The following is a 14,640-nucleotide window of genomic DNA, read 5'->3' on the forward strand; positions in this document are numbered from 1 at the left end:
TCTTTTGATCTTGATCTTGAAAAATACAAGATCAAAAGATCGCAGCCTGCGGCAGCTCCTACACGGGGGGCGATGGGCTATCAGAACGTCGTGCGCAACCCGACCTGAATGCTGCGCCCTTGTGCCGGCGCAACATCGCGCAGGATCGAGCTGGCGTAACGCACGGTCTGGTTGGTCAGGTTCTCGGCGTTGACGAAGGCCAGCCATTTGCTCTGGCCGACATCGAAGTTGTACCCCACATTCGCCCCCAGCGTGGTGTAGCCATCGGTGCTGCTTTCGTCGGCTGGCACACGGTGTTGCGAACTGGCGTGTTCGATATCGATCCGTGCCTGCCAGCGATCCAGTTCCCACAGCAAACCGCTGTTCAAGCGCAGCGGCGCGATGCGCGGCAGATCCTGACCGTTATCGAGGTTCTTGGCGCGGGTGTAATCGCCCGACAGCTCCAGAGCAAACTTGCCGTAGGCATTTTCGCCAAGCGTCCAGCGATCCTGCGCTTCAATGCCGCTAAAACGTGCGCGCACGCCTGAGTAGGTGTATTCGGGAATCCCGCCGGCATCCTCTTCGCCTTCATCATTCAGTGTTCGGCCAGTACCGAGCAAGCCGATGTAGTTGGAGAAGTGGCTGTAGAAAACGCCGACGCTCCCCTTGTGCGTGCCATTGTCGAAACGCAATGCGAGGTCGCTGGACACGGCTTTCTCTTTCGACAGCCCGGCATCGCCGACTTCATAGGTCCCGGTCGCGACGTGGGCGCCGTTGGCGTACAACTCATAGAACGTCGGCGCGCGCTCGGTGTATCCGAGTGTCGCGGCGACCGACCAGACCGGCGTCAATGTGTACACCGCGCCGGACGACAGGCTGCCGGCGGTGAAACGGCTGGAGCGGTCGGCATTGGCGAAGCGCTCGTTGCCTTTGGCGTCCGGGTCGACCGTGGTGTGTTCCAGTCGGCCGCCAAGGGTGAACAGCAGACGCTCGGTGGCTTGCAACTCTTCCAGAATGAACAGTGCACCGGCGTCAGTATCGGTGTGCGGCACAAAGGCTTCTTCGCCCAGCGCCGAGAATTCGTTGCGACTGACCTGAGCGCCAATCACCCCGTTGAACGGCCCCAGTGGCTGATGCCGGGCCTCAACCCGCGCTTCGTAGCCCTTGTTCTTGAACGTGGTGCCCACTTCACCGCCCTCGATTTCCCGATGCTCATAATCGGTATAACCGGCGTCGAATTTGACCGAGCTGAACGGCCCGTCGAGGTTGCGCATTTCCGAGGCGAACGCGTAGTGCTCCTGCTGCATGCGAATGCGCACATCGTCTTCGGCGGGCGAGCCGTAGTTCGAATCGTAATTGCTGTAGGACAGACCGGCGTATCCGTCATCCCAGGTGTAGGAACCGCCGACGGCGCCGCCATCCTGACGACCGTCGCTGTTGGCCAGCCGATGCTTGCGCGAGTCGCCGTCGTCGTTGGCGCGTGCCGCGCCGGTCTTGGCGTAGCCGGGAATCTTCAGGTCATTGAACTCGCGGGCGCTGGCGTCCAGGTGCAAGGCGAACTGCCCGTTGCCGGCCTCCAGTTTCCCCGCGCTGCTGCGGGTGGTGTCGGCACCGCCGTAACGCAACTCACCTGCACCGTGAATGCCGTCGATGGCTTCGGTGGGGATGCGGTTATCGAACGTGTTGACCACCCCGCCGATCGCGCTGCCGCCATAGAGCAGCGCCGCCGGGCCACGGACGATTTCAATGCGCTCGACGTTGACCGGATCCAGCGGCACCGCGTGGTCGTAAGACAGCGACGAGGCATCCAGCGCGCCGACGCCGTTGCGCAGGATGCGAATGCGGTCACCGTCCTGACCGCGAATGATCGGCCGACTCGCACCCGGGCCGAAGTATGACGAGGACACGCCGGGCTGCTTGTTCAGGGTCTCGCCGAGGCTGCCCTTCTGCTGCAACGTGAGGTCGTCGCCGCTGAGCACGGTCGAGGGCGATGCGAGGGTCTGGCTGCCTAAAGGATTGCCGGTGATGATTTGTGGTTGCAGTTCGAGCGGTTCGGCGGCGAACACTGGTGAGGCAATCAGCAGCGCGGCGGCCAGCGGAGTCAGGCGTCGTTGAAGGGATTGGGAACGGGCAGGCATTTCAGAACTTCCGTGAGCAGAAAAGTGAGGATCGCTGCCGGCGCTTGGCAAATAACGCTGGCAGAAACAGAATGAAATCTTTTTTATGTTATACAATAACATTTCTTTCTGTCATCACGATTCTTGCAATTCGTTTTGCAGCGAGCGCTCAAGCACGCAGTTTCTGGCTCGAATCGGAGCCTGCTGCGACCTGTCCGAGTAGGGGTAATGCTGAAAGACTGCGGCTATCAAGCTCCAATAGTCGGCCTATTAGCTGACTGCCCGAGTCGGGTCTAGCCTTACTAGTCCGAAGTCGGCACGAGCCGGCCGTACAAGACCTGATAAGGACCCGAACATGGCAAACGAATCGAAATGCCCGTTCAACCACGCCGCCGGTGGTGGTACGACGAACCGTGACTGGTGGCCGAATCAACTGAACCTGAAGATCCTCAGCCAGCACTCGCCCAAGTCCGATCCGCTGGGCAAGGACTTCGACTACGCCAAAGCCTTCAAGAGCCTGGACTTCCAGGCCCTTAAACAAGACCTGCGCGCGCTGATGACCGACTCGCAGGATTGGTGGCCCGCCGACTTCGGCCACTACGGCCCGCTGTTCATCCGCATGGCCTGGCACAGCGCCGGCACCTATCGCACCGCCGATGGCCGCGGTGGCGCCGGCTCCGGCCAGCAGCGTTTCGCCCCGCTCAACAGCTGGCCGGACAACGTCAGCCTCGACAAGGCGCGGCGCCTGCTGTGGCCGATCAAGCAGAAATACGGTCGCAATATTTCCTGGGCCGATCTGATCGTGCTCACGGGCAACGTCGCGCTGGAGTCGATGGGCTTCAAGACCTTCGGTTTCTCCGGCGGCCGTCCCGATGTCTGGGAGCCGGACGAAGACGTCTACTGGGGTTCGGAACACGAATGGCTCGGTGGCGACAGCCGCTACGGCAAGGACAAGTCCGACATGCAGGAACCTGGTGACGGCACGCTGGTGGCTGAACCGGATCTGCACGGCAAAGAGGAAAGTCGCACCGATCAGGGCGAACGCAATCTGGAAAATCCGCTCGCAGCGGTGCAGATGGGCCTGATCTACGTCAATCCGGAAGGCCCTGAAGGCAATCCCGACCCGGTTGCCTCCGGTCGCGATATCCGCGAAACCTTCGGCCGCATGGCCATGAACGATGAAGAAACCGTCGCGCTGATCGCTGGCGGTCACGCCTTCGGCAAGACCCACGGCGCCGGCCCGGCCGACAATGTCGGGCCTGAGCCGGAAGCGGCCGGCCTGGAAGAACAAGGCCTCGGCTGGCGCAACGCATTCGGCACCGGCAAAGGCGCCGACACCATCACCAGCGGCCTCGAAGTGACCTGGACCACCACCCCGACCCAATGGAGCAACAACTACCTGGAAAACCTGTTCGGCTTCGAGTGGGAACTGTTCAAAAGCCCGGCCGGTGCGCACCAGTGGAAACCGAAAAACGGCGCGGGGGCTGGTACCGTTCCACACGCGCACGATCCAAGCAAAAAACTCTCGCCGACCATGCTCACCTCCGACCTGGCGCTGCGTTTCGACCCGATCTACGAGCCGATCGCCCGCCGCTTCCTGGCCAACCCGGATCAACTGTCAGACGCCTTTGCCCGCGCCTGGTACAAGCTGATCCACCGCGACATGGGCCCGCTGTCGCGCTATCTCGGGCCAGAGCTGCCCAATGAAGAATTGTTGTGGCAGGACCCGATTCCCGAGGCCACTCACCCGCTGATCGACAGCAACGATGCGGCGGCGCTGAAAAGCAAAGTGCTGGCTTCCGGCCTGTCGGTGTCGCAACTGGTATCCACGGCCTGGGCCGCCGCATCGACCTTTCGTGGTTCGGACAAACGTGGCGGCGCCAACGGCGGGCGTCTGCGTCTGGCACCGCAGAAATTCTGGCAGGCCAACCAGCCGGAGCAGCTGGACAAGGTACTGAAGACTCTTGAGGACATTCAGAACGAGTTCAACGCCGGTTCATCCGGCAAGAAAGTCTCGCTGGCGGATTTGATCGTGCTGGCGGGTAACGCCGGGGTTGAGCAAGCGGCGAAAAACGCCGGGCATTCGGTCTCTGTACCGTTCAATCCAGGCCGCACTGACGCGAGTCAGGAGCAAACCGACGTCGAGTCGTTTGGTTTCCTCGAACCGATTGCCGATGGTTTCCGCAATTACAGCAAAGGCAAATACACCGTGTCGGCCGAAGCATTGCTGATCGACAAGGCGCAGTTGCTCACCCTCTCCGCTCCAGAAATGACCGTGCTGGTCGGCGGTCTGCGGGTATTGGGGGCCAACGTCGGGCAAAGCCGGCATGGTGTGTTCACCGCTCGCACTGAAACGCTGAGCAATGACTTTTTCACCAACCTGCTCGATATGGGCGTGGAGTGGAAACCGACCTCACCGGCGGCGGACGAGTTCGAAGGACGCGACCGCAAGACCGGCAGCGTGAAGTGGACGGCGACGCGGGTCGATCTGGTGTTTGGTTCCAACGCGATTTTGCGCGCGCTGGCCGAGGTGTATGCGAGCTCTGACGCGAAGGAACAGTTCGTCAAAGACTTCGTGGCGGCGTGGGCCAAAGTAATGGAGCTGGACCGGTTCGACCTGAAGTAACAGAAAACGCAAAAACCTGTGGGAGCTGGCTTGCCAGCGATAGCGGTAGATTATTCAACTTCAACGTTGAATCTGATACCGCCATCGCGGGCAAGCCCGCTCCCACAAGGTCTGATCTTATCCCTACTTACGCCAGGCTTTTGCTGACCACTTCGTACACATCACTCGACAACTGCCCCGACGCCAGAATCCGCTCCAGCTCAGCCTTCATCAGTGCCTGACGGGCGCTGTCGTATTTACGCCAGCGAGTCAGTGGCGCCAGTTGCCGCGAGGCGATCTGCGGGTTGAAGCCGTTCAGCTCAATCACCAGATCCGCGAGGAAGCGGTAGCCCGAACCGTCGGCGGCGTGGAAGTTGATCAGGTTCTGCCCGGCAAACGCGCCAACCAGCGCACGCACCTTGTTCGGATTCTTGATGTTGAATGCCGGGTGCTGCATCAACGCCTTGACCCGCGCCAGACCGCCCGGCAAGGTGCTGCCGGCCTGCACGCTGAACCACTGATCCATGACCAGCGGGTTGTCCTTGAAGTGCTCGGCGAAAGTCGCCAGCGCTTTGGCCTTTTGTTCTTCGAACGGCGAGTTGACCAGCACCGCCAACGCGGTGAGGCGCTCGGTCATGTTGTCGCTGTTTTCGAACTGCTCCTGCGTAGCGGCCAGCACTTCCGGCTTGCCGCTGAGCATGAGGTACGACAGCGCAATGTTCTGCAGCGCGCGACGGGCAAAGTGCTCAGCCTCGGCCACGTATGGCGTCTGCTTCGACAAATCACGGTTGGCCTGATAACGCAGCCACAACGCTTCAAACAGGTTGTCCGCCAGTTGTTTGCGAGCAAACTCGCGAGCGTTGTGGATCGCCTCGACGTCCGCCACTTCACTGATTTCGGTCAGATAGGCCTCGCTCGGCAGCGAGAGCATTTCGGCGACCATGGCCTGATCCAGCGACTCGTCAGACAGCACGGTTTTCAGCGCCGAGATCAGACGCGGATCAAGCACCAGACTCTCGCCCTTCTGCTGCTGCGCGATCAGTTCCTGCAGCACCTGCACCGACAGTTGCTGACCGGCATCCCAGCGATTGAAACCGTCGCTGTCGTGCTGCATCAGGAACATCAACTGGTCGCGGTTGTACGGGAAGCTCAGTTTCACCGGTGCCGAGAAACCACGCAGCAACGACGGCAGCGGCTGTTCAGCGATGTCGACGAAGGTGAAGGTCTGCTCAGCCTCGGTCACCGAGATCACGCGGGTGGTGCCTTGGGCCGACGCTTCACCGGCCAGACGCAGGGCAATCGCGTTGCCTTTGCTGTCGAGCAGACCGAGTTCGACCGGGATCACGAACGGCAGTTTTTCCACCTTGTCCGGGGTTTCCGGGCAGCTCTGGCGGAAGGTCAGGCTGTAGGTTTTCGCCGCCGCGTCGTAGGACTCGCTGACCGCCAGACGCGGTGTACCGGCCTGGCTGTACCAGCGCTTGAACTGGGTCAGGTCGACTCCGTTGGCGTCTTCCATGGCCTTGACGAAATCGTCGCAGGTCACGGCCTGGCCGTCGTGGCGTTCGAAGTACAGGTCACTGCCCTTGCGGAAGCCTTCGGCGCCCAACAGGGTGTGAATCATGCCAACCACTTCCGAGCCTTTTTCGTACACGGTCAGGGTGTAGAAGTTGGAGATCTCGATGAAGCTGTCCGGGCGCACCGCATGGGCCATGGGCCCGGCATCTTCGGCGAACTGGTGGGTGCGCAGGTACGCCACGTCCTGAATGCGCTTGACCGTGGCCGAGTTCATGTCCGAGGAGAAACCGGCATCACGGAACACGGTGAAGCCTTCCTTGAGCGACAGCTGGAACCAGTCGCGGCAGGTCACGCGGTTGCCCGACCAGTTGTGGAAGTATTCGTGGGCGACGATCGCCTCGACCCGCTGGTGCGCGGCGTCGGTGGCGGTCTCGGCGCGGGCCAGCACGGCGCTGGAGTTGAAGATGTTGAGGCCCTTGTTCTCCATCGCGCCCATGTTGAAGTCGTTCACGGCGACGATCATGAAGATGTCCAGATCGTACTCGCGACCGTAGACCTCTTCGTCCCAGCGCATCGACTTCTTCAGGCTGTTCATCGCGTGCTGGCACTTGTCGATGTTTTCCGGCTCGACGTAGATGCGCAGCGCGACATTGCGCTGGGTCATGGTGGTGAAGGTGTCTTCGACGCACCACAAATCACCGGCCACCAGCGCGAACAGGTACGCCGGTTTCATGAACGGGTCTTCCCAGGTCGCCCAGTGCCGGCCGTCTTCGCCCGGGCCGGAGGCAATCGGGTTGCCGTTGGACAGCAGCACCGGGTAGCTGTGCTGCTCGGCGACCACCGTGGTGGTGAACTTGCTCATCACGTCCGGGCGGTCGAGGTAATAGGTGATCTTGCGGAAACCTTCGGCCTCGCACTGGGTGCAGAACATCGTGCCGGACTTGTACAGGCCTTCCAGCGCGGTGTTGGTTTCCGGGTGGATCCGGACGCTGGTATCGACCGTGAAGCTTTCGCTGGCCGGTTGCAGGGTCAGGGTGTTTTCGCTCAGCTGGTAATCGCCGGCGCTCAATTCCCGGTCGGCCAGGGTCACCGACAGCAGCTCCAACTGCTGGCCGTCGAGTACCAGTGGCGGCAGGTCCGGGCCACGCTCGGGGTTGCGGCGCATCACCAGTTGCGCGTGGACCAGGCTGTGGTCCTCGAACAGCTCGAAGGTCAGGTGCGTCTCGTCGATCAGGTACTCGGGCGCCTGATAATCCTTCAGGTAAATCATCTTCGGTTGTTCGGTGCGCATGCTGGAATCCTTATTGATGCACGGCGAGCTGATAGGCCGTGTATTTACGAATGTTGATCACGCCGGTGTCAAAAATCAGGTACTGACCCTTGATCCCCAGCAGCGTGCCTTCGGCAATCGGGTTCTTGTCCAGGTTGAAGCTGACGATTTTGGCCGGGTATTGCTCGACCGGATAGCGGATTTCGAGAGGTTCTACATCGGCAATCGTCTGAATTGCTTGTAGGCCGAATCGCTGTTGCAAGCCTTGCAAGCCCTCGGCGCAGCTTTCAAACAGTTGATCGCGCACCTGGGCCAGATCCACCGCCGCCGCATCGCCCTTGAGCAATGCGCGCCAATTGGTCTTGTCGGCCACCTGACTGCGGAACAGGTCTTCGACGAAGCCCGACTGCTGGCGCGTCGATACGCGCATGATCGGCAGCGCCTGACTCGCGCCCTGATCGAGCCAGCGGGTCGGCAACTGCGTGGCGCGGGTGATACCGACCTTGATCCCCGACGAGTTGGCCAGATACACCACATGATCAGTCATGCAGAACTTCTGACCCCACTCAGGCTCCCGGCAGGTACCGGCCTCGAAGTGACAACGCTCCGGGCTCATGATGCACAGATCGCACTGCGCCAGTTTGGTCATGCACGGGTAGCAGTAACCCTGGCTGAAACTGGTTTTGGTCTTGCGCCCGCAATGGGTGCAATGAATCGCCCCCAGGTACTCCAGACGCACCGTGGTGCCGATCATGGGATTGATCGGCACCTCGACATCATCCAGACGAAACGCGTATTGCACATTCGGCCCGTCCAGGCGCGCCGACATTTTGCTGATTGCACCGCGGCCAATCTCGATCAATGGATGGCATCCGACTTGAACAGGATGTTCGGCACTTCGATCGACTTTGACGCACATTCCTGCGGACCCATGTAACCGGTGCGCTGGTCTTCCGGCAGGTTCTGGATTTCCCAGGCAATCATCGCCTGCAGCGACAGCTCGCGCTGTTCGGCGGTGAGTTTGCCGCCGTCGGACCACTTGCCGATTTCCACGGCCAGTTTCAGGCTCTCGTAGATGTCCGGGGTGATGTTGTTGATCATGTCGTTAAAAGAGGACATCAGGGTCTCCGTGCTCTTTATTCACTTAAAAATTCAGGCGGCCAGTTTACGGCGGTTATACAAACCGCCCAACAAACCGGTGAAGCATCCGATGAGTAACCCGCTGACGTGGGCGGCGTTGGCAATCTGGCCGAAACCGATCATCGAAACCAGTCCGGACATGCAAATCACCAGCCACACCAGCATCATCACCAGCACGCCGCGCGGCAGGCGATACGCCGGGTTCGGCGCCAGCAGCTGGAAGATCCAGCAGTGGCCGAGCAAACCGTACAGCACGCCAGACAAACCGCCGAACAGGCTCGGGCCGCTCCAGGCGAATTGCGCGTAGTTCGACACCAGGCTGAACAACAGGGTCAGACCGAGCAGGTTGATGCTGCCCTGACGTGACTCGATGCGCCGCCCCAGCTCCCAGTACCACATGCCGTTCATGGCCAGGTGCAGGATGCCGAAGTGCAGCAGCATCGGCGTGAACAGGCGCCACCACTGCCCCGCCGCCAGGCTATCGGCCAGCGGCGTGAACTGGATGTACTCGCCGACCACGCGGAAGTCGAGGAAGGTCAGCCAGCGAATGGTGTCGAGGTTGTCACCCAGATAGGTCAGGCCGCCGACCAGCAGGCTCAGCAGCAGGATCAACCCGGTGGCCTTGGCGTGTTTGAGTTGCTCGGCGAAGCTCGGACGCTTGAAGGTCGGCGCCAGCGGGATGTCCAGTTGCTGATCGGGGTCACCGGCCGGGAAGCGCTCGTACAGCGAACGTACGTCCTCGCTGATTTCCGCTGGCGCCCACAGCACCTGCTCGCCCGCCTCTTCGCTGACCCGATGCGGCACCTGCATCCGTTGCAGCAGCTTGACGAAACCGCTCAGGTCCACCGCCAACGGCAGACGCAATACCGCTACCGCACTCATTGCAGCACCTCCGGCCGCTCGACATCGACCCAGACAAATTTATGCGGATCCAGACGTGTTTCCTGATCCAGACGATAGGCCACCAGTTTGCCGTAGAGCACCGCGCTGTAATCGAGACACGCGAGGTTCGGGCGGATCGGTGCCGGTTTGCCGCTGCGCCAGTAGTGGCCGACGAACAGCAACGGCTCGTCGATGCCATAGCGCAGCAGATTGTTTTTTTCGCTGGAAGTCAGCGGCTTCTGCGCCACCGGCTCCGGCAGTGCATCTGGCTGGAAGACGATGTCACCGTAGGTTTTCGGATCATCTTCCCAGAACTTGGTGCGAAAGAACGAACGCACCAGACCGTCGCCACTGGTCATGGTCAAGCCATCCGGCAGGCGCATGTCGGTGCCGCGCAGCAAGCGGTCGAACACGGTGCAGGCGAAACTGCCGGGCACGGCCGAGGCCTGAAGAAAGTGCTCGTCGATACGCGCATCGGGGAACAACCCGCGCAACGGTTCGATCAGGCTGGCATCCCAACAGGCGTGCACCACGCGGAACCGCCCGGCGTCGACCACCAGCGGCAGCTCGTAGAACCAGTTGAGGAAATCATGCCAGTCGCCCGGATGGTCTTCGAACTGGGTCAGGGTTTCCTGCAGCAGGCGCGCGTGGCGCGGCGTGTGCTCACGGACGAACTGCTTGCCGCTGCCCGGCAGCGCCGGGGTGCTCCAGCCCAGTGCATTGAATTCGTGGTTGCCCATGATGCACAGCGCCTGCCCGGCCTCGACCATGTCGTGGACGATGTGCAGCGCCTCGCGGATTCGCGGGCCACGGTCGATGATGTCGCCGACAAACACGGCCATGCGCGATGGATGCCGCCAGACCCCGCCCTGCTTGTGATAACCGAGTCGGTCAAGCAAGTGTTCGAGGGTCAGGGCGCATCCGTGCACGTCACCAATCAAGTCATAACTGCGCGCGGGATCGAGCATCAGTCGCCTCCACCACCCAACTTGCTGCCCCAGCCGAGCTTGGTCCGGCAGACTTCGTAGTAGTTGTGGTCGAGCGGATGAATCAGCCGCAGCTTCTGGGCTTTCTTGCTGACGGTGATGGTGTCGCCCGGCGCGCAGGTGAAGTGGTTCTGCCCGTCGCAGGAGACCTGCGGGTAGATCTGCATGTTTTTCGACACGACGATTTTCAGCTCACTGTTGCCATCGACCACAATTGGCCGGCTCGACAACATATGGGGGTACATCGGCACGATCACAATGGCATCGAGCTTGGGATGCATGATCGGGCCACCGGCCGACAGCGCGTACGCGGTGGAACCGGTCGGCGTGGCGACGATCAGGCCGTCGGCCTTCTGGCTGCAGACGAACTGGCCGTCGATGTACAGCTCGAACTCGATCATTCGCGTCGATTTGCCCGGGTGCAGCACCACGTCGTTCAGCGCATCGCCTTGGCCGATGGCCTCGGCATGGCGGCGCACTTCGGCTTGCAGCAGAAAGCGGTTTTCCACCAGATAGTGGCCGTCGAGCACCTTGGCCACTTCGACTTCCAGCTCATCGGGGCGAATGTCGGTGAGAAAACCGAGGCTGCCACGGTTGATCCCGAGTACCGGAATATTGTGCTTGGCCAGCGCCCGCGCGGCACCGAGCAGGCTGCCGTCACCGCCAACGACGATGACCATGTCGCAGACTTCGCCGAGCATCTTGCGTGACGAGGTTTGCAAGCCGTGGCCCGGCAGGACTTCGGCGATGGTGTCTTCGAGAATCACGTGCAGGTGACGATCGAGCAGAAAGCGTTTCAGTCGGCGGACGGTATCCAGCACCTGGGAACTGCCCAGGCGACCGATGATGCCGATATTACGAAATTGCTCCATGGGACCTCTGCGGACAATCGAAAACGCGAAAAACCCGATTATGGGCGAAAGCCTGCGATAGACAAAATCCTTTCAGCCACAAGGGTGCGCGCGTGTTTAAGGCTATGCTCGCAAGATGATCCTGTTTCCCGACTTGCTTCAGTTGCCACACCAACTACGCCATCCCGAAGTGCGTGACCTGGCGTGGGTGATTCTCGCACCGCCGATGCTGGCCGCGACGCCGTGGCCGCAGCGCCATCCGCTGGCCGGTAGCGACTGGGTCAGCGATCCGGCGCGCCTGGAGCACTGGCTGCGACAACTCGATCGTGACAGTTATGGCTTGTTGCACTGGCTGGCGCAGGCGCGCACGCGGCGGCTGGGCCTTTATTACGAGCGGCTGTGGCAGTTTGCCGTCGAGCATGCGCCGGGCATCGAGCTGATTGCCGCCAACCTGCCGATCCGCCGCGAAGGCCATACCCTCGGTGAACTGGACATGCTCCTGCGCGACCGCGATGGCGTGCATCACCTGGAACTGGCGATCAAGCTCTACCTCGGCCCGCAAGAAGGCGATGGCCACGACCCGGCGCAGTGGCTGGGGCCGGGTTGTCATGATCGACTGGACCGCAAACTCGCGCATCTGGCCGAACATCAACTGCCGATCTCGGCCCGTCCGGAAAGCCGTGAGGCGCTGGCGAAGCTGGATATCGAGGTGTTCAGTGCGCAGTTGTGGCTGGGCGGTTACCTGCTGTATCCGTGGCCGGGCACGTCTGCATCACCGAGCGGCGCGCATCCGCAACATTTGCGCGGAAGTTGGCTGCACCAGAAGGATTGGCCGGCGTTCGTCACCCAGCGCCCGGCCGGACGCTGGCAACCCCTGCCCCGCCATGCGTGGCTGGCGCCGGCGCATTACCCGGCAGATCAGGCCTGGAACGCTGAACACCTGCAGATGTGGCTGGATGACCTGGAACCGATGGCCCCGGCGCAACTGCTGGTGCGCCTGACCGAGAATGCGCAGGGCGAATGGGAAGAGGCAGAGCGGCTGTTTCTGGTGGCGGATCTTTGGCCGAATGTGCCGGGCCAGGTTTGAGATTTTGTGGTGTTTGCACCGGCCCCATCGCTGGCAAGCCAGCTCCCACAGGGATCTTCGGTGTGCTCGCTACCTGAGCCACACCACAAAACCTGTGGGAGCTGGCTTGCCAGCGATAAGGCCGACTTGGTCTAAAGGGATAACCGCAAAGCCAACGCTGCCAAGGTAATCAACAACACCGGCACCGTCAGCACAATCCCGACCTTGAAGTAATACCCCCAGCCAATCCGGATATCCTTGCGTGCCAGCACATGCAACCAGAGCAAGGTCGCCAGACTGCCGATCGGGGTGATTTTCGGCCCGAGGTCGCTGCCGATCACGTTGGCATAGATCATCGCTTCCTTGACCACGCCACTGGCCTGACTCGCATCAATCGACAACAAGCCGATCAGCACTGTCGGCAAGTTGTTCATGATCGACGACAACAGCGCGGTCAGCACCCCGGTGCCCAGCGCCGCGCCCCACACGCCGTACCCGGCGAACACATCCAGCCAGCCAGCGAGATAGCCGGTCAGCCCGGCATTGCGCAGGCCATACACCACGAGATACATGCCCAGCGAAAAAATCACGATCTGCCACGGCGCCTCTTTCAGCACTTTGCGCGTGGAAATCCTGTGGCCACGGGCGGCAATCCCCAGCAGCAGCGCGGCGCAGACCGCCGAGATCGCGCTGATCGGGATGCCCAACTGTTCGAGGAAGAAACAGCCGATCAACAGGATCACCAGCACCACCCAACCGGCATAGAACGTGGCTTTGTCGTGGATCGCCGTGTGCGGCTGCTCGAGTTGTTCGGGGTCGTAGGCCTTGGGAATGTCGCGGCGGAAGAACCACATCAGCACGCCCAGCGTCGCGGCCACGCTGACGAAGTTGACCGGCACCATCACCGCCGCATAGCGGTTGAAGCCGATGTGAAAGAAGTCCGCCGAGACGATGTTGACCAGGTTCGACACCACCAGCGGCAGGCTCGCGGTGTCGGCGATGAAACCGGCGCCCATGACGAACGCCAGGGTCGCCGCCGGGGAAAAGCGCAGCGCCAGCAGCATCGAAATCACGATCGGCGTGAGAATCAGCGCCGCGCCGTCATTGGCGAACAACGCCGACACCAACGCGCCGAGCAGCACCATGAAGGCAAACAGCTTGCGCCCACTGCCCCGCCCCCAGCGCGCCACATGCAGCGCGGCCCAGGCGAAGAAGCCCGCCTCGTCGAGCAACAGGCTGATGATGATCAGCGCAACGAAAGTGCCGGTGGCGTTCCAGATGATTTGCCACACCAGCGGAATGTCGCTCAGGTGCACCACGCCGAAGACCAGCGCCAGCACGGCGCCGAGCGTCGCGCTCCAGCCGACCCCGAGGCCTTTGGGTTGCCAGATGACAAGGGTGATGGTCAGCAGGAAGATCAGTGACGCAGCGAGCATTCGCGACAGCCTTGGATTGAGATGGAGAAGTGAAGCCAACACCAAAAACTGTAGGAGTGAGCCTGCTCGCGATAGCAGACTGTCAGTTACCAATCAATCGACTGACACACCGCTATCGCGAGCAGGCTCACTCCTACATAGTGTTCCGGGTATGGCTTATTTTTTGTGTTGCTCTACGAATTGTCCGTAGGCATTGATGAAATTCTGCAGAAAAGGTTTCACCGACTCGCTCAACTTGCCCGCCTCGTCAAACGCCGAACCCGCACCACCCAGATACGCCTCCGGCTGCTGCATGCACGGCACGTTGAGAAACACGAAAGACTGACGCAGATGCTGGTTAGCCCCAAAACCGCCAATGGCTCCCGGTGACACGCTGATCACCGCGCCCGGTTTGCCGCTCCAGACGGCTTTGCCATACGGCCGTGAACCCACGTCAATCGCATTCTTCAGAGGCGCCGGCACCGAGCGGTTATATTCCGGGGTGACGAACAGCACCGCGTCGGAAGAACCGACTTCCTGGCGGAAAGTGCTGTAGGCTGCCGGCGGTGAATCGCCGTCGATGTCTTCGTTATAGAGTGGCAGGTCGCCAATCTCGACAATCTTCAGTTTGAGGTTCGCCGGTGCCAGCTCGGCCAGCGCCAGCGCGACTTTGCGGTTGATCGATGCTTTGCGCAGGCTGCCGACGACTACAGCGACGTTGTAGACATTGCTCATGGAAGACTCTCGACTGTCCGTGGGAAGAGCCAGTAGTTATAGATGATTCGATGACCGTTTCACCAGCGAACAAGGGAAA

General features: G+C 61.3%; 11 protein-coding genes. 2 read left to right on the plus strand and 9 right to left on the minus strand.

Annotated elements, in window-relative coordinates; translation table 11 throughout:
- Positions 1-80: 80 nt before the first annotated feature.
- Entirely contained in the window at positions 81-2,117 is a 2,037-nt protein-coding gene (locus tag ACU680_RS23735) for a TonB-dependent receptor (RefSeq protein ID WP_448180652.1), read from the minus strand.
- 334 nt (positions 2,118-2,451) lie between these two features.
- On the opposite strand from ACU680_RS23735, the gene katG reads away from it, so the two are divergent.
- On the plus strand, positions 2,452-4,722 hold the full coding sequence (gene katG, locus ACU680_RS23740) for a catalase/peroxidase HPI (protein WP_448180653.1): 2,271 nt from the start codon (positions 2,452-2,454) through the stop codon (positions 4,720-4,722).
- Between the two features lie 127 nt (positions 4,723-4,849).
- On the opposite strand, the gene pepN is transcribed toward katG, so the two are convergent.
- Genes pepN through ACU680_RS23770 form a run of 6 tightly spaced genes read right to left on the minus strand, consistent with a single transcriptional unit; the run spans position 4,850 to position 11,366 of the window.
- Positions 4,850-7,507, minus strand: coding sequence for an aminopeptidase N (pepN, locus tag ACU680_RS23745; RefSeq protein ID WP_448180654.1), 2,658 nt, complete (start codon positions 7,505-7,507; stop codon positions 4,850-4,852).
- A gap of 10 nt (positions 7,508-7,517) precedes the next feature.
- Positions 7,518-8,348, minus strand: a complete 831-nt coding sequence (locus ACU680_RS23750) for a DUF2797 domain-containing protein (protein ID WP_448180655.1) — start codon at positions 8,346-8,348, stop codon at positions 7,518-7,520.
- Positions 8,345-8,605 carry a YeaC family protein gene (locus ACU680_RS23755; RefSeq protein WP_007919229.1) on the minus strand — a complete coding sequence of 87 codons (261 nt, stop codon included), beginning with the start codon at positions 8,603-8,605 and terminating at the stop codon, positions 8,345-8,347. The genes ACU680_RS23750 and ACU680_RS23755 overlap by 4 nt, the downstream gene beginning before the upstream one ends.
- Positions 8,606-8,638: 33 nt before the next feature.
- Positions 8,639-9,508 (minus strand): rhomboid family intramembrane serine protease, encoded by an 870-nt coding sequence (locus ACU680_RS23760; RefSeq protein ID WP_108182943.1) that lies wholly within the window; start codon positions 9,506-9,508, stop codon positions 8,639-8,641.
- Entirely contained in the window at positions 9,505-10,479 is a 975-nt protein-coding gene (locus tag ACU680_RS23765; RefSeq protein WP_371917819.1) for a metallophosphoesterase, read from the minus strand. Before ACU680_RS23765 ends, ACU680_RS23760 begins: the two co-directional genes overlap by 4 nt.
- A complete protein-coding gene (locus ACU680_RS23770; protein WP_003224174.1) occupies positions 10,476-11,366 on the minus strand; it encodes an NAD(+) kinase in 891 nt (296 codons plus the stop codon). Before ACU680_RS23770 ends, ACU680_RS23765 begins: the two co-directional genes overlap by 4 nt.
- 115 nt (positions 11,367-11,481) lie before the next feature.
- Here ACU680_RS23770 and ACU680_RS23775 point away from each other — a divergent pair, with 115 nt between their 5' ends.
- Positions 11,482-12,432 carry a DUF1853 family protein gene (locus ACU680_RS23775; RefSeq protein ID WP_448180656.1) on the plus strand — a complete coding sequence of 317 codons (951 nt, stop codon included), beginning with the start codon at positions 11,482-11,484 and terminating at the stop codon, positions 12,430-12,432.
- Between the two features lie 131 nt (positions 12,433-12,563).
- Here the strand turns inward: ACU680_RS23775 and ACU680_RS23780 are convergent, their stop codons facing one another.
- Positions 12,564-13,847, minus strand: coding sequence for an arsenic transporter (locus tag ACU680_RS23780; RefSeq protein ID WP_448180657.1), 1,284 nt, complete (start codon positions 13,845-13,847; stop codon positions 12,564-12,566).
- Between the two features lie 156 nt (positions 13,848-14,003).
- Positions 14,004-14,561 (minus strand): NADPH-dependent FMN reductase, encoded by a 558-nt coding sequence (locus ACU680_RS23785; RefSeq protein WP_367084786.1) that lies wholly within the window; start codon positions 14,559-14,561, stop codon positions 14,004-14,006.
- Positions 14,562-14,640 lie beyond the last annotated feature (79 nt).

It is taken from the genome of Pseudomonas sp. LF020, from assembly GCF_053456425.1.

Excerpts from the sequence above, each read along its gene's own strand:
- ACU680_RS23785 (WP_367084786.1), bottom strand. The coding sequence starts at position 14,561 with ATGAGCAATGTCTACAACGTCGCTGTAGTCGTCGGCAGCCTGCGCAAA.
- pepN (WP_448180654.1), bottom strand. The coding sequence starts at position 7,507 with ATGCGCACCGAACAACCGAAGATGATTTACCTGAAGGATTATCAGGCG.
- ACU680_RS23760 (WP_108182943.1), bottom strand. The coding sequence starts at position 9,508 with ATGAGTGCGGTAGCGGTATTGCGTCTGCCGTTGGCGGTGGACCTGAGC.
- ACU680_RS23755 (WP_007919229.1), bottom strand. The coding sequence starts at position 8,605 with ATGTCCTCTTTTAACGACATGATCAACAACATCACCCCGGACATCTAC.
- ACU680_RS23780 (WP_448180657.1), bottom strand. The coding sequence starts at position 13,847 with ATGCTCGCTGCGTCACTGATCTTCCTGCTGACCATCACCCTTGTCATC.
- katG (WP_448180653.1), top strand. The coding sequence starts at position 2,452 with ATGGCAAACGAATCGAAATGCCCGTTCAACCACGCCGCCGGTGGTGGT.
- ACU680_RS23775 (WP_448180656.1), top strand. The coding sequence starts at position 11,482 with ATGATCCTGTTTCCCGACTTGCTTCAGTTGCCACACCAACTACGCCAT.
- ACU680_RS23735 (WP_448180652.1), bottom strand. The coding sequence starts at position 2,117 with ATGCCTGCCCGTTCCCAATCCCTTCAACGACGCCTGACTCCGCTGGCC.
- ACU680_RS23770 (WP_003224174.1), bottom strand. The coding sequence starts at position 11,366 with ATGGAGCAATTTCGTAATATCGGCATCATCGGTCGCCTGGGCAGTTCC.